The sequence below is a fragment of the Pseudomonas sp. NBRC 111119 genome, assembly GCF_001320125.1.
In the GTDB taxonomy this organism is placed as follows: Bacteria; Pseudomonadota; Gammaproteobacteria; order Pseudomonadales; family Pseudomonadaceae; genus Aquipseudomonas; species Aquipseudomonas parafulva.
The window spans coordinates 13,079-28,412 of sequence record NZ_BCAV01000075.1 but is presented as its reverse complement, the minus strand read 5'-3'; the positions used below and the strand labels follow the sequence as shown (position 1 = coordinate 28,412).

Sequence of the window (15,334 nt, the reverse complement as noted above, 5' to 3'; positions counted from 1 at the left end):
ACTTAAAGGCTGGGTACCCGATGACCGTCCATTGCACATCCCCCCGCGCCTCTGTAACAATCGCGAATAGTTATCGTTAGTTAGTGCATACGTTCCAGGGGGGACGCTGCTTGCCTGCTCAGAGCCCACACGCCGATCTGGTCGGTGCGTTGTACCGCGACCATCGCGGCTGGCTGCTCGCCTGGCTGCAACGCAGCATGGCCTGCCGGCAACGTGCCGAAGACCTCAGCCAGGACACTTTCGTGCGTTTGCTCGGCCGTGAGCAGCTGCAAACCCCGCGTGAGCCACGGGCGTTCTTGGCTGCGGTGGCCAAGGGCCTGATGTTCGATCACTTCCGCCGCGCTGCCTTGGAGCAAGCCTACCTGGCCGAGCTTGCGCAGCTGCCCCCTGCCGAACACCCCTCGCCCCAGGTGCAGCCCCTCATCCTCGAAGACCTCAAAGCCATCGACCGCCTGCTGGGCAAGCTGTCCAGCAAGGCCCGCGCAGCCTTCCTGCACAACCGCCTCGACGGCATGGGCCACGCCGAAATCGCCGAACGCCTCGGGGTATCGGTATCCCGGGTGCGCCAGTACATCGCCCAGGGCATGCGCCAGTGCTACGTGGCTCTGTATGGGGAGCCTACGTGAACAACGCACCGGTGTCGGCCAAGGTGCTGGAGGCCGCCATCGCCTGGAAGCTCAGCCTGGACGACATTGGCACAGCCCCGGATGAGCGCAGTGCCTTCATGCGTTGGCACGCCGCCAGCGATGAACATGCCCGTGCCTGGCGCCAACTTGCGGCCCTGGATACGCGCGTCAGCGCGGCCGCAGGCCCGGCACGCCAGGCCCTGCAGCAATCGCGGGCAGGTTTGCGCCAGCGTGTCAGCAAGCTTGGCGGGGGGCTGGCAGGCGTGTTCCTGCTCGGTTCCTTGCTGGCGTGGGTGGGCGCGCCCTCGCTGGCGCCGAGCTACTGGCTGGCAGACCAACGCACCGCCACCGGCGAGTTGCGTACCCTGCGCCTGGAAGACGGCACCCTGCTCAGCCTCAATACCCACACCGCCGTGGATATCAATTACCAGGGCCAGCAGCGGGTAATCGTGCTGCACCAGGGTGAAATCTCCATCGAGACCGGCCATGAAGACCCGCGCCCACTGCTGGTACGCACCGATGACGGCCGCCTGCGGCCACTGGGCACGCGTTTTCTGGTACGCCGGGAGGCCGAAGGCACGCGCCTGGAGGTGTTGCAGGCCTCGGTAGGCGCCCGGCCCTCCAACAGCGGTGATGAGCAGGTGCTGAGCGAGGGCCAGCAGGTGCTGATGAACGCCAATGGCCTGGGCCAGATCGGCGCCGTGGCGCCCGGCGCAGATGCTTGGACCCGCGGCATGCTGGTGGTGGAAGACATGCGCCTGGCCGATCTGCTGGCCACCCTGGGGCGCTACCGCAGCGGCTATCTGGGCGTGGACGACAAGGTCGCCGACCTGCGGGTAAGCGGCAGCTTCCCGCTGGCCGATACTGACCTGGCGCTGGAGTCGCTGGTACCCGCGCTGCCGGTCAAGATCGAGCGACATACCCATTGGTGGGTCAACGTCACACCCCGGTAAGTTGGCCAAGCATTGCACCGGCCCATTATTTTTTGCCCTACCCCTGTCACTTTTCAAACCTCGCCCGGCAAGGAAGCAGTTAGCACTTATCCGTCTAGGAGCCGCTGCATGTCCCGAGCTGTCGATCGTATCCTGCGCCCCAGCCTGATGGCCCTGGCCATCGCCGTGAGCGCGCCCCTGGCAAGCCCCGCCTTGCTGGCCGCCGAGCAGGCCACCACCCGTGCCTACGCGCTGCCGAGCGGCCCGCTGGCCGCCACCCTGAACCAGATCGCCAGCCAGGCCGGCATCGCCCTGGCCATCGACCCGGCGCTGGTCAGCGGCCGCAGGTCGGCACCGGTCAATGGCCAGTACAACGGCCTGGGCGCCCTGCAGGCCGCCCTGCAAGGCAGTGGTCTGCAGTTGCAGCAGAGCAGCGTGGGCAGCTACAGCCTGGTAGCGGTTGCACAGGGCAGCCTGGCCCTGCCGGCCACCACCGTGGATGCCGCCAGCGTCAGCGAAAATGCCTGGGGCCCGGTGGAAGGCTACGTGGCAAAACGCACCGCGGCAGGCACCAAGACCGATACCGCACTGGTCGAGGTGCCCCGCTCCATCTCTGTGGCCACCCGTGAGCAAATGAAAGACCGTGGCGTTCACAGCCTGGATGACGCGGTGCGTTACATGCCGGGCATCGTCTCCGCGAGCTTTGGCAGCGACACCCGCTATGACTGGATGCTCGTGCGCGGCTTCGAACCCACCCAGTTCCTCGACGGCCTGCCACTGCCGCGGGGCGTGTATGCCAACCCAAAGGCCGAAACCTGGAACCTCGACCGCCTGGCCCTGCTGCGCGGCCCGGCCTCATCGCTGTATGGCCAGACCCCGCCCGGTGGCCTGCTGGACATGGTCAGCCGTCGCCCGCAGGCCGAGAGCAGTCATGAAATCGAGTTGCAGTATGGCAGCGACAACCATCGCCAGATCAACTTTGCCAGCACGGGCAAGATCGACGACCAGGGGCAATGGCTGTACGGCATCAGCGGTGTGGTTCGTGATGGCGGTACGCCCATCGACCATATCGACGACAAGCGCTACAACATTGCGCCCAGCCTGACCTGGAACATCGACGAAGACACCTCGCTGACCCTGCTCAGCCAGTTCACCCGCGACGATACCGGTGCCACCAGCCAGTTCCGGCCCGTACAAGGCACCAAGATCGACATGCCGTTCGGCAAGGTGTCGCACCACAAGAACCTGGGCGACCCGGACTACGAATACTACGACCGCACTTACTACGCGCTGGGCTATGCCTTCGAGCACCGGTTGAATGACGTGTGGCAGTTCCGCCAGAACGTGCGCTACACCAAGTCCGACCTGGCGTTCCAGACCATTACCCCTGGTAGCTACAGCAGCAACAATCCGCCGGTGAGCGACGATGGCACCGTTCGGCGCACGTCCACCAACACCGATGAAGACATCAGCCAATTTGCGGTGGACAGCAATTTCCAGGGGGACTTCAACACCGGCGCCCTCAGCCATACCCTGCTGATAGGCCTGGACCACCAGCGAATCAATACCAACTACCTGTCGATCTACGACTTCGACGTGCCGGACAGCAACGTCAGCAACCCGGTATATGGCTTGCCCATCACCCGTCCACCCCGCTCCACGGCGTTCTACGACTACAACCAGAAAACCCGGCAAACCGGTGTGTACCTGCAGGATCAGATGGCACTGGACAACTGGCGCCTGACCCTGGGTGGTCGCGAGGACTGGGTGCACACGGGCACCAAGTTCTTCAATAAAGGCGATGCCACCCATACCCAGCGGGACCAGCAGTTCAGCGGCAACGCTGCGCTCAGCTACGTGTTCGACTCAGGCTTCGTGCCTTACCTGTCCTACGCCGAGTCCTTCCAGCCCACCCTCAACGCAACGGCATCACCTACCGAGTCGTTCAAGCCCACCGAAGGCAAGCAATGGGAACTGGGGGTGAAGTATCAGCCGCCAGGGTCCAGCACCCTGCTTTCTGCGGCGGTATACGACCTGACCCAGAAGAACGTATCGGTAACCAACACGGTTGGCGGGATCCCCATCACCAGCCAGACTGGCGAAGTGAAGGTGCGTGGCCTGGAACTGGAAGCGGTGTCGGATATAAACGAAAACCTCAAAGTGATCGCCTCTTACACACTGGCCAAGTCGGACGTTCAAAAGGGCGACTACAAGGGTAACCGCCTGCAGCGCATGCCTAACCAGCAGGCTTCGGTATGGGGCGACTACACCTGGCATGCAGGGGTACTGGATGGCTTCGGCATCGGTTTGGGCGCGCGCTACACCGGCAACACCTACGGCGACCAGGCCAACACCTACCTGGGCAAGGCGGATGCCTACACCGTGTTCGACGCCTCCGTGCATTACAACCTGGGCCGCCTTGCCAACAGCCTCAAAGGTGCGTCGGTTGCGGTCAATGCCACCAACCTGTTCAACAAGGACTACCTGTCCACCTGCGACAGCTACTACTGCTACTACGGTGACGAACGCAGCGTGGTGGCCAGCGCTTCCTACCAGTTCTGAGTAACGGGGCGGCCGCGTTGCGGCCTCCCAGCTTGAACGCCCCAACCGGTACCCCGATGAAAAGCCCAACCATCCGCCGCTGGTCGACGGTTCATACTTACAGCAGCCTGGTCTGCACGGTGTTCCTGCTGTTGCTGGCCATTACCGGCCTGCCGCTGATCTTCCACCACGAACTGGAACACCTGCTGGGCGATGCGCCCGAGCTGCGCCAGATGGCTGCGGGTACTGCACACCTGGACCTGCAGCAACTGGTGCTCAAGGCAGAACAGCACCGCCCGGGTGACGTCGTGCAGTACTTCGGCTTCGATGCCGACGAACCCGACGGTGTGGTTGCCATCACCGCCGCCACGGCCGGCACCGAGCCCAACGCCTCCCACACCTTCATGCTCGACGCCCGCACCGGCGAGGCCGTGGCCATGCCCGCCGCCAATGGCGGGTTCATGATGGTCATGCTGCGCCTGCACGTGGACATGTTCGCCGGGCTGCCGGGCAAGCTGCTACTCGCTTTCATGGGTGTGCTGTTCATCGTGGCGATCGTCTCCGGCACCGTGCTGTACGCACCGTTCATGCGCCGGCTGCCCTTTGCGGCAGTACGCCGGGACAAATCCACCCGGCTGCGCTGGCTCGACCTGCACAACCTGATTGGCATCGTCACGTTGACCTGGGCCTTGGTGGTCGGGGTAACGGGTGTGATCAGCGCACTGTCCGACCTGGTGATCGCCGCCTGGCGCAACGACAGCCTGGTGACCATGGTGGCGCCTTACCGTGATGCCCCGCCGCTGACCGAGCGGGCGCCGGCCAGTCACCTGCTGCACATCGCCGAGCAGGCTGCACCCGGCATGCAGGCAGACTTCATCGCCTTCCCGGGTACGCGCTTTTCCAGCGAGCACCACTACGCCGTGTTCATGAAGGGTGCCAGCCATCTGACGTCGCACCTGCTCACCCCGGTCCTGATCGACGCCCGCAACCTAACGGTGACCGCCGTTGGTGAGCGCCCCTGGTACATGGATGCCATGGGGCTCTCGCAGCCGCTGCACTTCGGCGATTACGGCGGGCGGCCCATGCAGGTGTTGTGGGCGGTACTCGATACCCTGACCATCGTGGTACTGCTCAGTGGCCTGTACCTATGGTGGGGCAAGCAGCGCAGAGCGCGGGAGCAAAAACCATGAGCCACAGCTCACGCAGTACGTGGCGTATCTTCGCCTGGCCAGGGCTGATCGCGGTGCTTGGCGCGGCGGGGCTGTTCGCCGCGCTGCTCGGCGACGGCGTATGGGACATGCTGGCCTGGCTGGGCCTTGGCCTGCCAGCGGTACTGGGGGTATACGGCCTTGGCAAACGTTGAGGTAGCCGGGTAACGCGCCTGAGCCTGCCAGGCCCACCAGGCTATGGCGCCACCCCACAGAGTGCTGCCCATGAGCCTGCAACAATTCATCGCCTACGACCAGCAGTTGGCCGACCTGCTCGCCCCGCTACCCCAACCCGACACCCGCTTGCCCTGGCTGGAGGCCCGCCAGCGTTACTTTGCCGACCTCGCCGCCTATTGGCTGGACACCGGCGCCACCCCCTCAACACGCCAAGCCAGGCTGGCCGCCGTGCTACGCGCCCAGCTACTGGCGCAGATCAACCTGCGCATCGGCGACCATACCCTGGGTTCGAACCACGCCGAGTTGATGAAAACCTGCATCGAGTTGCCGCTGCCGTGGCAGCGCCAGCACCTGCCCAGCCCCACGCGGCCACAGGTTTACCGGCCCATGCTGGATATCAGCGCCCCTAACTGGCGTGGCTACCTGCCCGGCACCTTCATCATCATCGAAGGTGGCCCTGAAGGGCGCATGCCAGACCCGGCCCAACCCAGTGAATATGCGCTGCTGTGCAGTTTGTCCCACGGCATCGAGGCGTTCGATGACCTGGCGGAGTTGCATGTGGAGCTGTGCGAACGGCTGGATGACCCACTGCAGAGCCAACCGCTGTTGCGTCATCTGCCTGATGAGCAAACGCGCGACCTGGCGCGCAACGCCGAGCGCCTGCGCTACGAGTGGTTCAACGACGACCTGGTGCAGCACCAGGCCCAAGTGCTGATAGATGGCCAGCGTGTACGCCTGACCCACGTATGGGAGGCAGCCGTGCCAGCGGGCCAGGTGAACTGGCCCGAGTTGGCCGAGCACCTGGAACACGCTGCCGACCTGCTACCCCTGGCGGGCAGCCCGCCCGCCCTGCATACCCGCTATGGCCTGTTGCTGGAACGCAATTCTCCGGCCTGGCTGAAGAACGCCTCGCCACAAGCCCTCACCCATGTGATGCAGACCATGCAGGAACTGGTCATTGCCATCGACCGCGCCGCCGCCCCTGGCATCCTCAGCCACGAGCAGTTTCTGGACCAGAACAGCCTGAGCGCCTGGACCCGTGAGCGCCTGCGCGCGGCCCTGCGCCAGCGCCACCAGTTCGACGCCGATCCGCTCGAGCTGTATGTCAGCGTAACCATGGCCCGGCAGCGTGGCCCCGTACTGCACCCAGGCCTTGCCACAGGCTACATCCCGGCGGCAAGCCGCCCACAGGTCGGCGACACCATCGAACTGGTGGGCAAAACCTACCGCCTCGACCAACTGGCAGCAATCAATATTGCCTGGCTGGACATCGACTACTGGCTTACTGCACGCGTACACCGCGAGGACAACAGCGCCGTCCCACAGGTTACCCCCGCGCAGATCAAGCAACTGGTCCGCGACCTGAATGTGGGCGAAACCTACAGCCGGTACTTGCGCGCCCACCTCCTGGACTCATCCGATGCACAGTGGCGTCAACAGCAATACATTGCGATCAGCACGGCACGCATGCAGGCCGAGGCAGCGAAGGCCCGTTACGCCGGGCATTATCTTGAAGATGTGTTCGAACGGGGCTACGCCTGGAGCAGGGCCGTCATCGATCACCCGGACAGCGAACAGCGGCACAGTCACGGCCACCGGTTGAGTGTTCGTCAATGCCTGATCGACGGTCACACAGTCATGGGCGTCGTGTTGATCACACCGGATACCCCTGGCCTGCAGCGGTTCCTGGTGTACACCCCCGACGCACCGGACCGACGGGCCTGGCGCGAGTACCGTAACGCTCGCCACCTGCTGCGCACATTGCGCACTCAGCCCCTGTTGCGTGACTACCTAAAGGAGCGCCTGCCACTGGCAGACCATGCGCAGCTGGAACGGGGCCTGCTGAAAGGCCGCATGGGGCCAAGAATCGCCACGCCAGCCATCACTGGCGATTTTCAGCAGGCCCGCTACCTGGCCGAAGTGCGGGCAGCACTCGCCATGGTGGATGCCAGCACCAATACCAAGCTGGAGCTGCTTGGCGAGTTCAGCCTTCATGCCCTGTGGGTGCTGCTCGACCTGGTTAGCCTGGTACTGCCAAACCGGGCGCTGACACCACTGTCATTCGGCCGTGCAGTGATCTCTGTTCTGGACATGACCCAGGCCTACAAGCAGGAAGATCGTGTGGGTGTACTGAAGCATCTGGTAGAAGCCTTTACCCATGTCAACGACGGTATAAACAGCATCGGTGGCTCCACCGTAGTGCGCAGGGCGATCAGGGGCATGCCGCCGACGCCGCCTGTGCTGTTACCGCCTGCGCTGGCACTGCGGGTAGACACCCAGAAGCTGCATTACCGGGTAGACGGTATTCACAAGGAAGGCATCTACGAACAGAAATCCCCCTATCCTGGGGTCACCTTCTACTTCATCAAGGACTCGGCAGGCCGCACGTATCAGGTCGCCTTCGACGGCTATCGCTGGCGAGTGGTCGACCCTCGCCAGCCCGACGCGTACACCAAGGTGCCGGTAAAGCGCCGCAAGGACGGTGAGTGGGTGGTGGATTCGCCCGTGCTCTGGTACGACGGCCTGCCTGACCTGGGAGCGCTGCTGGACGGCTGTCGCCTGGCCGAAGTGCCACTCGGCACCCCTGCGGGTACCCCGGGCCTGTACCTCAGCACCGGCCAGCTCTATCTGCTGGCAGGGGGGCACGCCTTGCCCGTGCGCAGGCACCTGCTGGTGGATCACTACCACCTGCAATTGGGAAGCGCCTCGGCGGCCGCCGTTTACGCCTGGGCCATCCTGCGCTGGCAGGGCCAGCAGTGGCGTATGCGTGTGCGCCAGGCCGGGCGCAGCAGCGCCTGGCTGGCGCTACCGCAGAGCTACGCGGTCAGCGTGGGCAGCAGTTGATCCAGGCGTTGGTACAGGGCGCTGCTGCTGGGCCAGTTGCGCAGCAGCCGCGCACGGTCGCGGGCATAGGCCGGGGCAAAACTCAGCTGGGTCGCATGCTGGGTCATGGCATCCAGGTCGATCAGCGACCATTGGCCGCCCTGCCAGAACAGGTTATGGCCCTTGAAGTCGCCATGGCTGATGCGCTCGGCGATCAGCCGCTGCATCAGCTGTACCAGCGCCTGAACCTGCTCTTCAGGGGCCTGCCCCGTTTCAACGTGCGGCGCGAAGCAGGCGCTGAGGTCTGGCCCGTCTATGTATTCGGTCACCAGGTAGGCCGTAGTGCGCAAGCCCATCACCCGCTGCTCCAGTACCGCCAGGGGGCGCGGCGTGGCGATATCCAGAAAACGCAGGCGGTGCCCTTCGATCCATGAATGCCAGGCCCGGCTCGGGCGCCAGAACCGCTTGAACCAGTGCGCGGTGTTCTTGATGTTGTAGCGTTTAAGTACCAATGGGCGGCCATTGACCTCGATGCGCGCCACACTGGCCGCGCCGCCGGTCTTGTACAGGTGCCCTTGCTCGATCAGTGCATCGGCCTGTTCAAGCACCGGCAGCATGGCCTGGGCCTCGCTGCGCACCACGGCGCGCAGGCCAGACAGGCTGCGCTGCACACTGAACAGGCTGCATTCGCGGCCGGCTTTTTCCAGGTAGTCCTTCTGGCGCCAGGCGCGCACCTTGTCTACCTGCTTCTGCAAGGCTTCCAGGGGGAGTGCATGTTCGGCATTGGCCAGCAGGTAATGCACCAGCAGCTCCTCGATGAAGGGCTCTAGGCGCTTGGGCAACTGGGCAAAGAACACCCCGAGGTTTTCCAGCACCCGAGGCCGCGAGAGCTGCTGACCGGGCGTTTCGGCCTTGATGCCAGCACCGTCGATCAGGTACAGCTTGCCGCCGTGGCGCAGCAGGTTGTCCAGGTGCAGGTCTTCCTGCCACAAGCCCTGCCGGTGCATGTGTGCCACGGCGGTCAGCGCTTCGCCCAACACGGCCTGTTGTTCGTCGGCCAGTGCAGGCAGTTGTTCCACGCCAGCCCAGGCATCAGCCAGGCTCTGTGCGCCATCGAGAAACTCGAACAGCAACCAGCCGCCTTCACCTTCCACCAGGCCGTCAGCCAGCAGCTTCGGTGTCGTCAGGCCTTGCTCGGCCAGCAGTTTCACCCCTTGCAGCTCACGCTGGAACTGGCGTGCGGCGTTGCTGCCTACCAGCAGCTTGGCCAGCACCGGAATGCCCCGCCAGATACCCGCGCCTACGTAACGCTGGCCTGGCAGCACACGCAGCAGGCTCAGCAACTGCAAATCGGCACCACCGGCAGCATCTGCCAGGGTCAGGCTCAGGGGCAGCGACGGGTGGCGACCTGCCGCTTTCAGTTCAGACAGGTGCATCAGCGTGCCTCTTTGTGATGGCGGCGTTGCATCAACCGTTGCAGCCAAGTGTCGACCAGCGTGCTGCCTGCAGGCTGCGCCAGGTAGGCCGCCAGCAGCGTGCGCACGTCGTGCTCACCCCACACCGGCGCCCGGCGCAGCAATGGCTCCAGGTCGCGCAGGCGGTCACGCATGCCGAACAGCAACGGCCGGGTTTTTTCCAGGTCGATCAGCTGTGCGTCCCAGCCTTCCCGGCGCTGGCGCAGGAAGATGTGCTTGGGATAAAAGCACCCATGCACCTGGCCGGCGCCGTGCAGCGTACGCGCCAACTGGCCGCACGCTATCAGCATGCCGTCGCGCGCAGCGGCGCCCAGCTGCGCCCACTGCGCCAGTTGGCTGTCTAAGTCGCTCCAGTCGTCCAGCGCACGGGTCATCAGCACCGCCCGGTGCTGGCCAGCCTGTTTGCGTTCGCCGTAGAACACCGCCTGCAGGGCCGGTATGTGCAGTTTCTGGTAACGCACGATGTTGCGAAATTCGCGGGCGAAGGTGGGTTCGCCGAACGGCCGGTGCAGGGTGCGCGTCAGGTAGTCGCTTTGCCGCTTGAGGTAGTAACCCTTGCCCTCAAGCTCCAGGCGGAACACGCTGCTCCAGCCACCACGGCCGGTATTGGGCTCGTCCACCGCGTCCAGTTGCAACGCCCACAGCGCCTCGAAATCGTCCAGGCCATGGCGTTTGAGCAGCGCCCTGTCGTCGCTGGCCACGTAGTCGGTCATTCCCTTCCCTCGAAAAAGCCCAGTACCTGGCGGATACGCTTCTTGTCCCGGTCGTTCAGCCGGTTGCGCTCACGGTACTGCAGGTAGAAGCGCAGGCGCTGGGTGGCAGACAAGTGATACTTGGCCACTTTGTCCAGGCAGGCCAGGTCCTTGATCAACCGGTGACGCCACATGAATCCCCGCCAGAAGTCGCCAGTGGGGCAGTCGATGAAGAACACCGTGCCCTGGTCGTCGACCAGCAGGTTGCGCCATTTCAGGTCGTTGTGGGCAAAGCGGTGCTCATGCATGACCCGGGTGTGGCGGGCCAGCTGGCGGCTGATATGGTCGACCCACGCGCGGTCGGCCAGGCGCGCATCATGGCGCTCGGCCAAGGCCGACAAGTCTTCGGTGTTGGGCAGCTCGCGGGTAATCATGGCACCGCGGCCAAAGGCCAGGCCGTTGCGCTCAAGCCCCCAGGCCACTACTTCAGCCGTGGGAATGCCCCATTTGTCGAACTGCTTGAGATTCTGCCATTCGGCCTTGATACGCGGCCGGCCCAGATAACGGCGCATGTGCTTGCCGGCACCGGTGTAGCGTTTGACGTAGTAGTTGACCCCGTCACGCTCGATCCGCACCACCTCGCTGAGCGGGTCGCGGGTAAGGCGCTCGCCCTGGATGGCAAACACCGCATCGAGGCTGCCGAAGTCCGCCGCCAGATGTTGATAACCTGGCGCCAGTGTCCAACTCGCCATCAGAGTGCATCCCCATAGCGTTGCTTACGGTCGTAGAGTTTCTGCGCCTTGCGTTCCAGCCAGGCCAGCAGCGCGGCCTCGTCCCGCAGCACCTCGCGCAACGGGCGCTGGAAGTACGCGCGCAAAAAGCGCAGCTTGTCGCGGGCGGTCAGGCCAATGTCCAGGGCCGAGAAATACAAGGCGGCCAGGTCTTTGTCGCGCCAGCGCCGGCTGATTTTCGCCCGTGTCTGCGCACGGTGCAGGTCGATCACCGACAGTTTGAAGCCATCCGCCGTCACCGGCCGGTCTGTGTGCAGCAGGAAATGGCAGATGTAGCAGTCACGGTGGTTCACCCCGGCGCGGTGCATGCCACCGGTCATCTCGGCCACCCGTGCAATCAGCGCATGCTTCAGGCGCGGCTGAGGCGGTTGCTTCACCCAGTCGAGGCTGAAGTCTTCCAGGCTGATGGTGGGCGCCAGTTCTTCGGTGATGATGAACGAGTGCTGCGTGGCCGGGTTACTGCCGCGCTCACCGTAGGCAACGGCGGTCATGGTCGGTACACCCACTTCATGCAGGCGCTGGATGGCTCGCCATTCCTGGCCTGCACCGAGCACCGGCAGCTTGGCCGTGAGCAGGTTCTTGGCAATCTCACCCCAGCCGATGCCGCGGTGAATCTTGACGAAAAAGCCTTCGCCAGCCACCTCGGTACGCAGCGTGCGACGCCCTTCCAGCTCCCGGTACACCTCGCCCTGCAAGGCTTCCACGGCGTCGAAGGCATCACGCCCGGCCCACAGGCTTTTGAAGGGTTCGGCCAGTATCAGCTTCATACGCCCTCCTGCCCCAGGATCACGTCGGCAGCGTGCTGCGGCATGCTGTACAGGTCGGCGGTATCAGCGAAGCGCAGGCCGTTGCGCGACCAGTCGGCGCGGGCCTGTGGGTCTTCAAGCATGCGCTGCAGGTAGCCGTTGAGCTGCTCTTGATGGAGCGGCTCGTCCAGTACCAGGCCACACTCGGCCTCGGCAATGTAATGCGCGTAGCCGCACACCTTGGACACCAGCACCGGCAAGCCTGCCACCAGCGCTTCGAGCAACACCGTGCCGGTGTTCTCGTTGTAGGCCGGGTGGATCAACAGGTCGGCACCCAACAGGAACCGCGGGATGTCGCTGCGCCCTTTCAGGAACTGCACCTGGTCACCCAGGCCCAGGGTTGCGCTCTGCAGCTGGAACACCTTGGGGTCATCCTGGCCGATCACCATCAGGCGGGTGCGCTTGCGCAAGGCCGAAGGCAGCGCAGCCAGCGCCTTCAGGCTACGGTCCACACCTTTGGTCTTGAAGCCGGAGCCAATCTGCACCAGCAGCAGTTCGTCATCTGCCAGGTTGAATTCCTTGCGGAAACCCGCGCGAATCTCGGCGGCGTTCGCCGGGGCCCGGCGGTCCTGAGAAATGCCCGGCGGCAGCAGGTGAAAACGCTCCACCGGGGTGCCGTAATGCTTGATGAACAGCGGTTGCTGCACTTCGGAGATCATCAGCACCTCGGTGCTGGCGTGCTTGTCGAACACGGCCCGCTCGTACTCGGCAAAGTGCCGGTAACGGCCCCAGCGGCGGTACAGGCCACCGCGCAGGGTCTGGGCCTTGTCTTCAAAGCAGCCATCGGCGGCATAGTAAACGTCCAGCCCCGGCATCTTGTTGAAGCCGATCAGGCGGTCGACCGGGCGCTTGGCCAGGTCGGCCTGCATCCAGGCGGTGAGCTTTTCGTTGCGGCGGTGGTTGAAGATCGCCTTGACCGGCGCCACCAGCACTTCGAAACCTGCGGGGATGTCGCCCTCCCAGATCAGCGTGTACACACGGATCTGGTGGCCGCGCCGTTGGCACTCCAGGGCGATGCGCATGAAGTCGCGCTGCAGCCCACCGAAGGGGAAGTATTTGTAAAGCACGAAAGCCAGTTGCATCAACGGACATCCTCAGCCAGCAGCAGCGCGCTCAAGCGGCTCGCCACATGCTCGGGATTCAGGCGAGTGAAGCACAGCGGCCACTCGCGGTTCGGATCGTACCGGCGCAGGTCTTCGGCGCTCGGTTTGTAGGTGCATTTTTTTTGCAGGCAGGGCGCGCACGGCCAGTCACTGGCCTGGTGCACCTGGGTCCGCCCGTAGGCCCCGGTAAGGCCGGGGTTGGTTGGGCCAAACAGCGACAAGGTCGGCACATCGAGCGCTGCGGCCAGGTGGCCCAGGCCGGTATCGACCGCGACGCAAGCCTTGGCAGCGGCAAGCACGCGGGCCACGCCTGCCAGGTTCAACTTGGGCAGCACCTGGCAGTTGTTCAAGCCCTGGGCGATGCGCTCGGCCCGGGCCTTTTCCGCCGGGTTGCCCCAGGGCAAGCGCACTTCCAGCCGGCGACGGCCCATGCGCTCGGCAAGCTCGCGCCAATAGGCTTCGGGCCAATGCTTGGTGGCCCAGGTGGTGCCATGCAGAAACACCACATAGGGTGCAGCCGGTGGCAGTTGCAGGCGGTCGAGGTCCAGGCCGTATTGGCCGATCCCTTCCGGCAGGTCATAGGCCAGGGCCATGGCGAATAACTGGCGAACACGCTCCACGGCATGCTGGCCGACGGCAACCGACAGGCGCCGGTCGTAGAAGCGGCTGGCCCAGCCTTCACGGGCGGAATAGCGGTCCAGCCCGGCGATGGGCGCCTTGACATAGCGGGTAAGCCAGGCCGACTTGACCAAGCCCTGGGCATCGATCACCAAGTCGTATTTGCGCGCGCGCAGGCGCTGCTTGAACGCCTTCCATTCGCCGCTGCGCAGCGTCTGCCACAGGTTCTTGCGCCAGCGGCGGATTGCCACCGGGATTATCTGGTCCACGGCCGGGTGCCAGCTGGGGATTTCGGCAAAGCCTTCTTCCACCACCCAGTCGAAGCGGATGCCGGGTATGGCGTGGGCCGCATCGGTGAGCGCCGGCAGGGTATGGATCACATCACCCAGCGACGAGGTCTTGATGATCAGTACCCGCACTTATTCGACCTCGACCACAGCATCGATCAACCCCGGGCCACTCAGGCTGTGCAAGGCCGCGATGACGCTGCCTGGCTGCAGCAGGCGCAGGCAGTTGTAGTGGCCAAACCGGCAGGTGCGGTCGAAACACGGGCTGCACTCGATGCCGGTGCGCACCACTTCCACCTGTTCGGCCAGCGGCGGTGTGAAGCCAGGCGATGTCGAACCGTACACCGCCACCAGCGGGCGGTTGAGGGCAGCTGCCACGTGCATCAGGCCAGAATCGTTGGACACCACGGCCTGGGCACAGGACATCAGGTCGATGGCCTCGGCCAGGGAGGTTTCACCGGCCAGGTTGCACGACTCTTCACGCAAGCCAGGGATTAGCCGGTCACGGATCTGCTCACCCACCGGGTGGTCGTTTTTCGAGCCGAACAGCCATACCTGCCAGCCCTGGCGGATCATCGCGTCGGCGACTGCAGCGTAATGCTCGGCAGGCCAGCGTTTGGCCTCGCCAAACTCGGCACCTGGGCACAGTGCGAGCACCGGGCGGTCCAGCTCCAGCCCGAACTTGGCCAGGGCAGCGTCGCGGCTCTGGGCTTCGATCTGCAAGCTGGGGCGCGGGTAAGGTTGCGGCAGCGCTGCCCCCGGCGCGTAGGCCAGGGCCATGAAACGCTCGATCATCAGCGGGTAGCGGGCCTTGTCCAGCTTGCGCACATCATTCAGCAGGCCAAAGCGCATCTCGCCGCGCCAGCCGGTGCGCTTAGGGATACCGGCAAAGAACGGCACCAGCGCCGACTTGAGCGAATTAGGCAACAGGATGGCCTGGTCGTACTGACCGGCCAATGACTTGCCAATGCGCCGGCGGGTGGCCAGTTCCAGCGCACCATGGCCAAGCGGGAAGCTAAGCGCCTGCCGCACCTCGGGCATGCGCTCGAGGATAGGCCGGCTCCACTCGGGGGCGAGCACATCGATCATGCAGTCGGGGTGCTGCTGTTTCAGGCACTGGAACAGGGTCTGCGCCATTACCATGTCGCCGACCCAGCTGGGGCCAATGATCAGTATTCTCATGCTTAGTCCAGAAACACTCGGGGAGGCTGCAGGCTGCGGTAAGCCTGGCCTCCCCTCTTTATATTCAGGCTAT

Annotated in this window: 13 protein-coding genes; 6 read left to right on the top strand and 7 right to left on the bottom strand. The window is 64.6% G+C overall.

What is annotated here, in order from left to right:
* The first annotated feature begins 110 nt into the window (after positions 1 to 110).
* From APH25_RS23925 to APH25_RS23905, 6 genes are all read left to right on the top strand, one after another.
* Entirely contained in the window at positions 111 to 626 is a 516-nt protein-coding gene (locus APH25_RS23925; RefSeq protein WP_060483601.1) for an RNA polymerase sigma factor, read from the top strand.
* Positions 623 to 1,579 carry a FecR domain-containing protein gene (locus tag APH25_RS23920; RefSeq protein WP_060483600.1) on the top strand — a complete coding sequence of 319 codons (957 nt, stop codon included), beginning with the start codon at positions 623 to 625 and terminating at the stop codon, positions 1,577 to 1,579. Before APH25_RS23925 ends, APH25_RS23920 begins: the two co-directional genes overlap by 4 nt.
* A gap of 108 nt (positions 1,580 to 1,687) precedes the next feature.
* A complete protein-coding gene (locus APH25_RS23915; RefSeq protein WP_060483599.1) occupies positions 1,688 to 4,120 on the top strand; it encodes a TonB-dependent siderophore receptor in 2,433 nt (810 codons plus the stop codon).
* Between the two features lie 56 nt (positions 4,121 to 4,176).
* Entirely contained in the window at positions 4,177 to 5,289 is a 1,113-nt protein-coding gene (locus APH25_RS23910; RefSeq protein ID WP_060483598.1) for a PepSY domain-containing protein, read from the top strand.
* The gene (locus APH25_RS25765; RefSeq protein WP_177331223.1) at positions 5,286 to 5,462 is read left to right on the top strand and encodes a hypothetical protein; all 177 of its coding nucleotides are present in this window, start codon (positions 5,286 to 5,288) and stop codon (positions 5,460 to 5,462) included. The genes APH25_RS23910 and APH25_RS25765 overlap by 4 nt, the downstream gene beginning before the upstream one ends.
* Positions 5,463 to 5,532: 70 nt before the next feature.
* On the top strand, positions 5,533 to 8,328 hold the full coding sequence (locus tag APH25_RS23905) for a dermonecrotic toxin domain-containing protein (RefSeq protein WP_082428428.1): 2,796 nt from the start codon (positions 5,533 to 5,535) through the stop codon (positions 8,326 to 8,328).
* Here the strand turns inward: APH25_RS23905 and APH25_RS23900 are convergent.
* From APH25_RS23900 to waaF, 7 genes are read right to left on the bottom strand one after another with little or no spacing between them, the layout of a single operon-like run.
* Positions 8,301 to 9,743 carry a lipopolysaccharide kinase InaA family protein gene (locus APH25_RS23900; protein ID WP_060483596.1) on the bottom strand — a complete coding sequence of 481 codons (1,443 nt, stop codon included), beginning with the start codon at positions 9,741 to 9,743 and terminating at the stop codon, positions 8,301 to 8,303. The genes APH25_RS23905 and APH25_RS23900 overlap by 28 nt on opposite strands.
* On the bottom strand, positions 9,743 to 10,495 hold the full coding sequence (locus tag APH25_RS23895; protein ID WP_028635259.1) for a lipopolysaccharide kinase InaA family protein: 753 nt from the start codon (positions 10,493 to 10,495) through the stop codon (positions 9,743 to 9,745). Before APH25_RS23895 ends, APH25_RS23900 begins: the two co-directional genes overlap by 1 nt.
* A complete protein-coding gene (locus APH25_RS23890; protein ID WP_028635260.1) occupies positions 10,492 to 11,226 on the bottom strand; it encodes a lipopolysaccharide kinase InaA family protein in 735 nt (244 codons plus the stop codon). The genes APH25_RS23895 and APH25_RS23890 overlap by 4 nt, the downstream gene beginning before the upstream one ends.
* Positions 11,226 to 12,032 (bottom strand): lipopolysaccharide core heptose(I) kinase RfaP, encoded by an 807-nt coding sequence (gene rfaP / locus APH25_RS23885; RefSeq protein ID WP_028635261.1) that lies wholly within the window; start codon positions 12,030 to 12,032, stop codon positions 11,226 to 11,228. The genes APH25_RS23890 and rfaP overlap by 1 nt, the downstream gene beginning before the upstream one ends.
* The gene (locus APH25_RS23880; RefSeq protein WP_060483595.1) at positions 12,029 to 13,153 is read right to left on the bottom strand and encodes a glycosyltransferase family 4 protein; all 1,125 of its coding nucleotides are present in this window, start codon (positions 13,151 to 13,153) and stop codon (positions 12,029 to 12,031) included. Before APH25_RS23880 ends, rfaP begins: the two co-directional genes overlap by 4 nt.
* Entirely contained in the window at positions 13,153 to 14,211 is a 1,059-nt protein-coding gene (gene waaC / locus APH25_RS23875) for a lipopolysaccharide heptosyltransferase I (protein WP_028635263.1), read from the bottom strand. The genes APH25_RS23880 and waaC overlap by 1 nt, the downstream gene beginning before the upstream one ends.
* Positions 14,212 to 15,261, bottom strand: a complete 1,050-nt coding sequence (gene waaF, locus APH25_RS23870) for a lipopolysaccharide heptosyltransferase II (RefSeq protein ID WP_060483594.1) — start codon at positions 15,259 to 15,261, stop codon at positions 14,212 to 14,214. It lies immediately after the preceding gene.
* Positions 15,262 to 15,334: the final 73 nt, after the last annotated feature.

Excerpts from the sequence above, each read along its gene's own strand:
- APH25_RS23915 (WP_060483599.1), top strand. The coding sequence starts at position 1,688 with ATGTCCCGAGCTGTCGATCGTATCCTGCGCCCCAGCCTGATGGCCCTG.
- APH25_RS23910 (WP_060483598.1), top strand. The coding sequence starts at position 4,177 with ATGAAAAGCCCAACCATCCGCCGCTGGTCGACGGTTCATACTTACAGC.
- APH25_RS25765 (WP_177331223.1), top strand. The coding sequence starts at position 5,286 with ATGAGCCACAGCTCACGCAGTACGTGGCGTATCTTCGCCTGGCCAGGG.
- APH25_RS23905 (WP_082428428.1), top strand. The coding sequence starts at position 5,533 with ATGAGCCTGCAACAATTCATCGCCTACGACCAGCAGTTGGCCGACCTG.
- APH25_RS23900 (WP_060483596.1), bottom strand. The coding sequence starts at position 9,743 with ATGCACCTGTCTGAACTGAAAGCGGCAGGTCGCCACCCGTCGCTGCCC.
- APH25_RS23895 (WP_028635259.1), bottom strand. The coding sequence starts at position 10,495 with ATGACCGACTACGTGGCCAGCGACGACAGGGCGCTGCTCAAACGCCAT.
- APH25_RS23890 (WP_028635260.1), bottom strand. The coding sequence starts at position 11,226 with ATGGCGAGTTGGACACTGGCGCCAGGTTATCAACATCTGGCGGCGGAC.
- rfaP (WP_028635261.1), bottom strand. The coding sequence starts at position 12,032 with ATGAAGCTGATACTGGCCGAACCCTTCAAAAGCCTGTGGGCCGGGCGT.
- APH25_RS23880 (WP_060483595.1), bottom strand. The coding sequence starts at position 13,153 with ATGCAACTGGCTTTCGTGCTTTACAAATACTTCCCCTTCGGTGGGCTG.
- waaF (WP_060483594.1), bottom strand. The coding sequence starts at position 15,261 with ATGAGAATACTGATCATTGGCCCCAGCTGGGTCGGCGACATGGTAATG.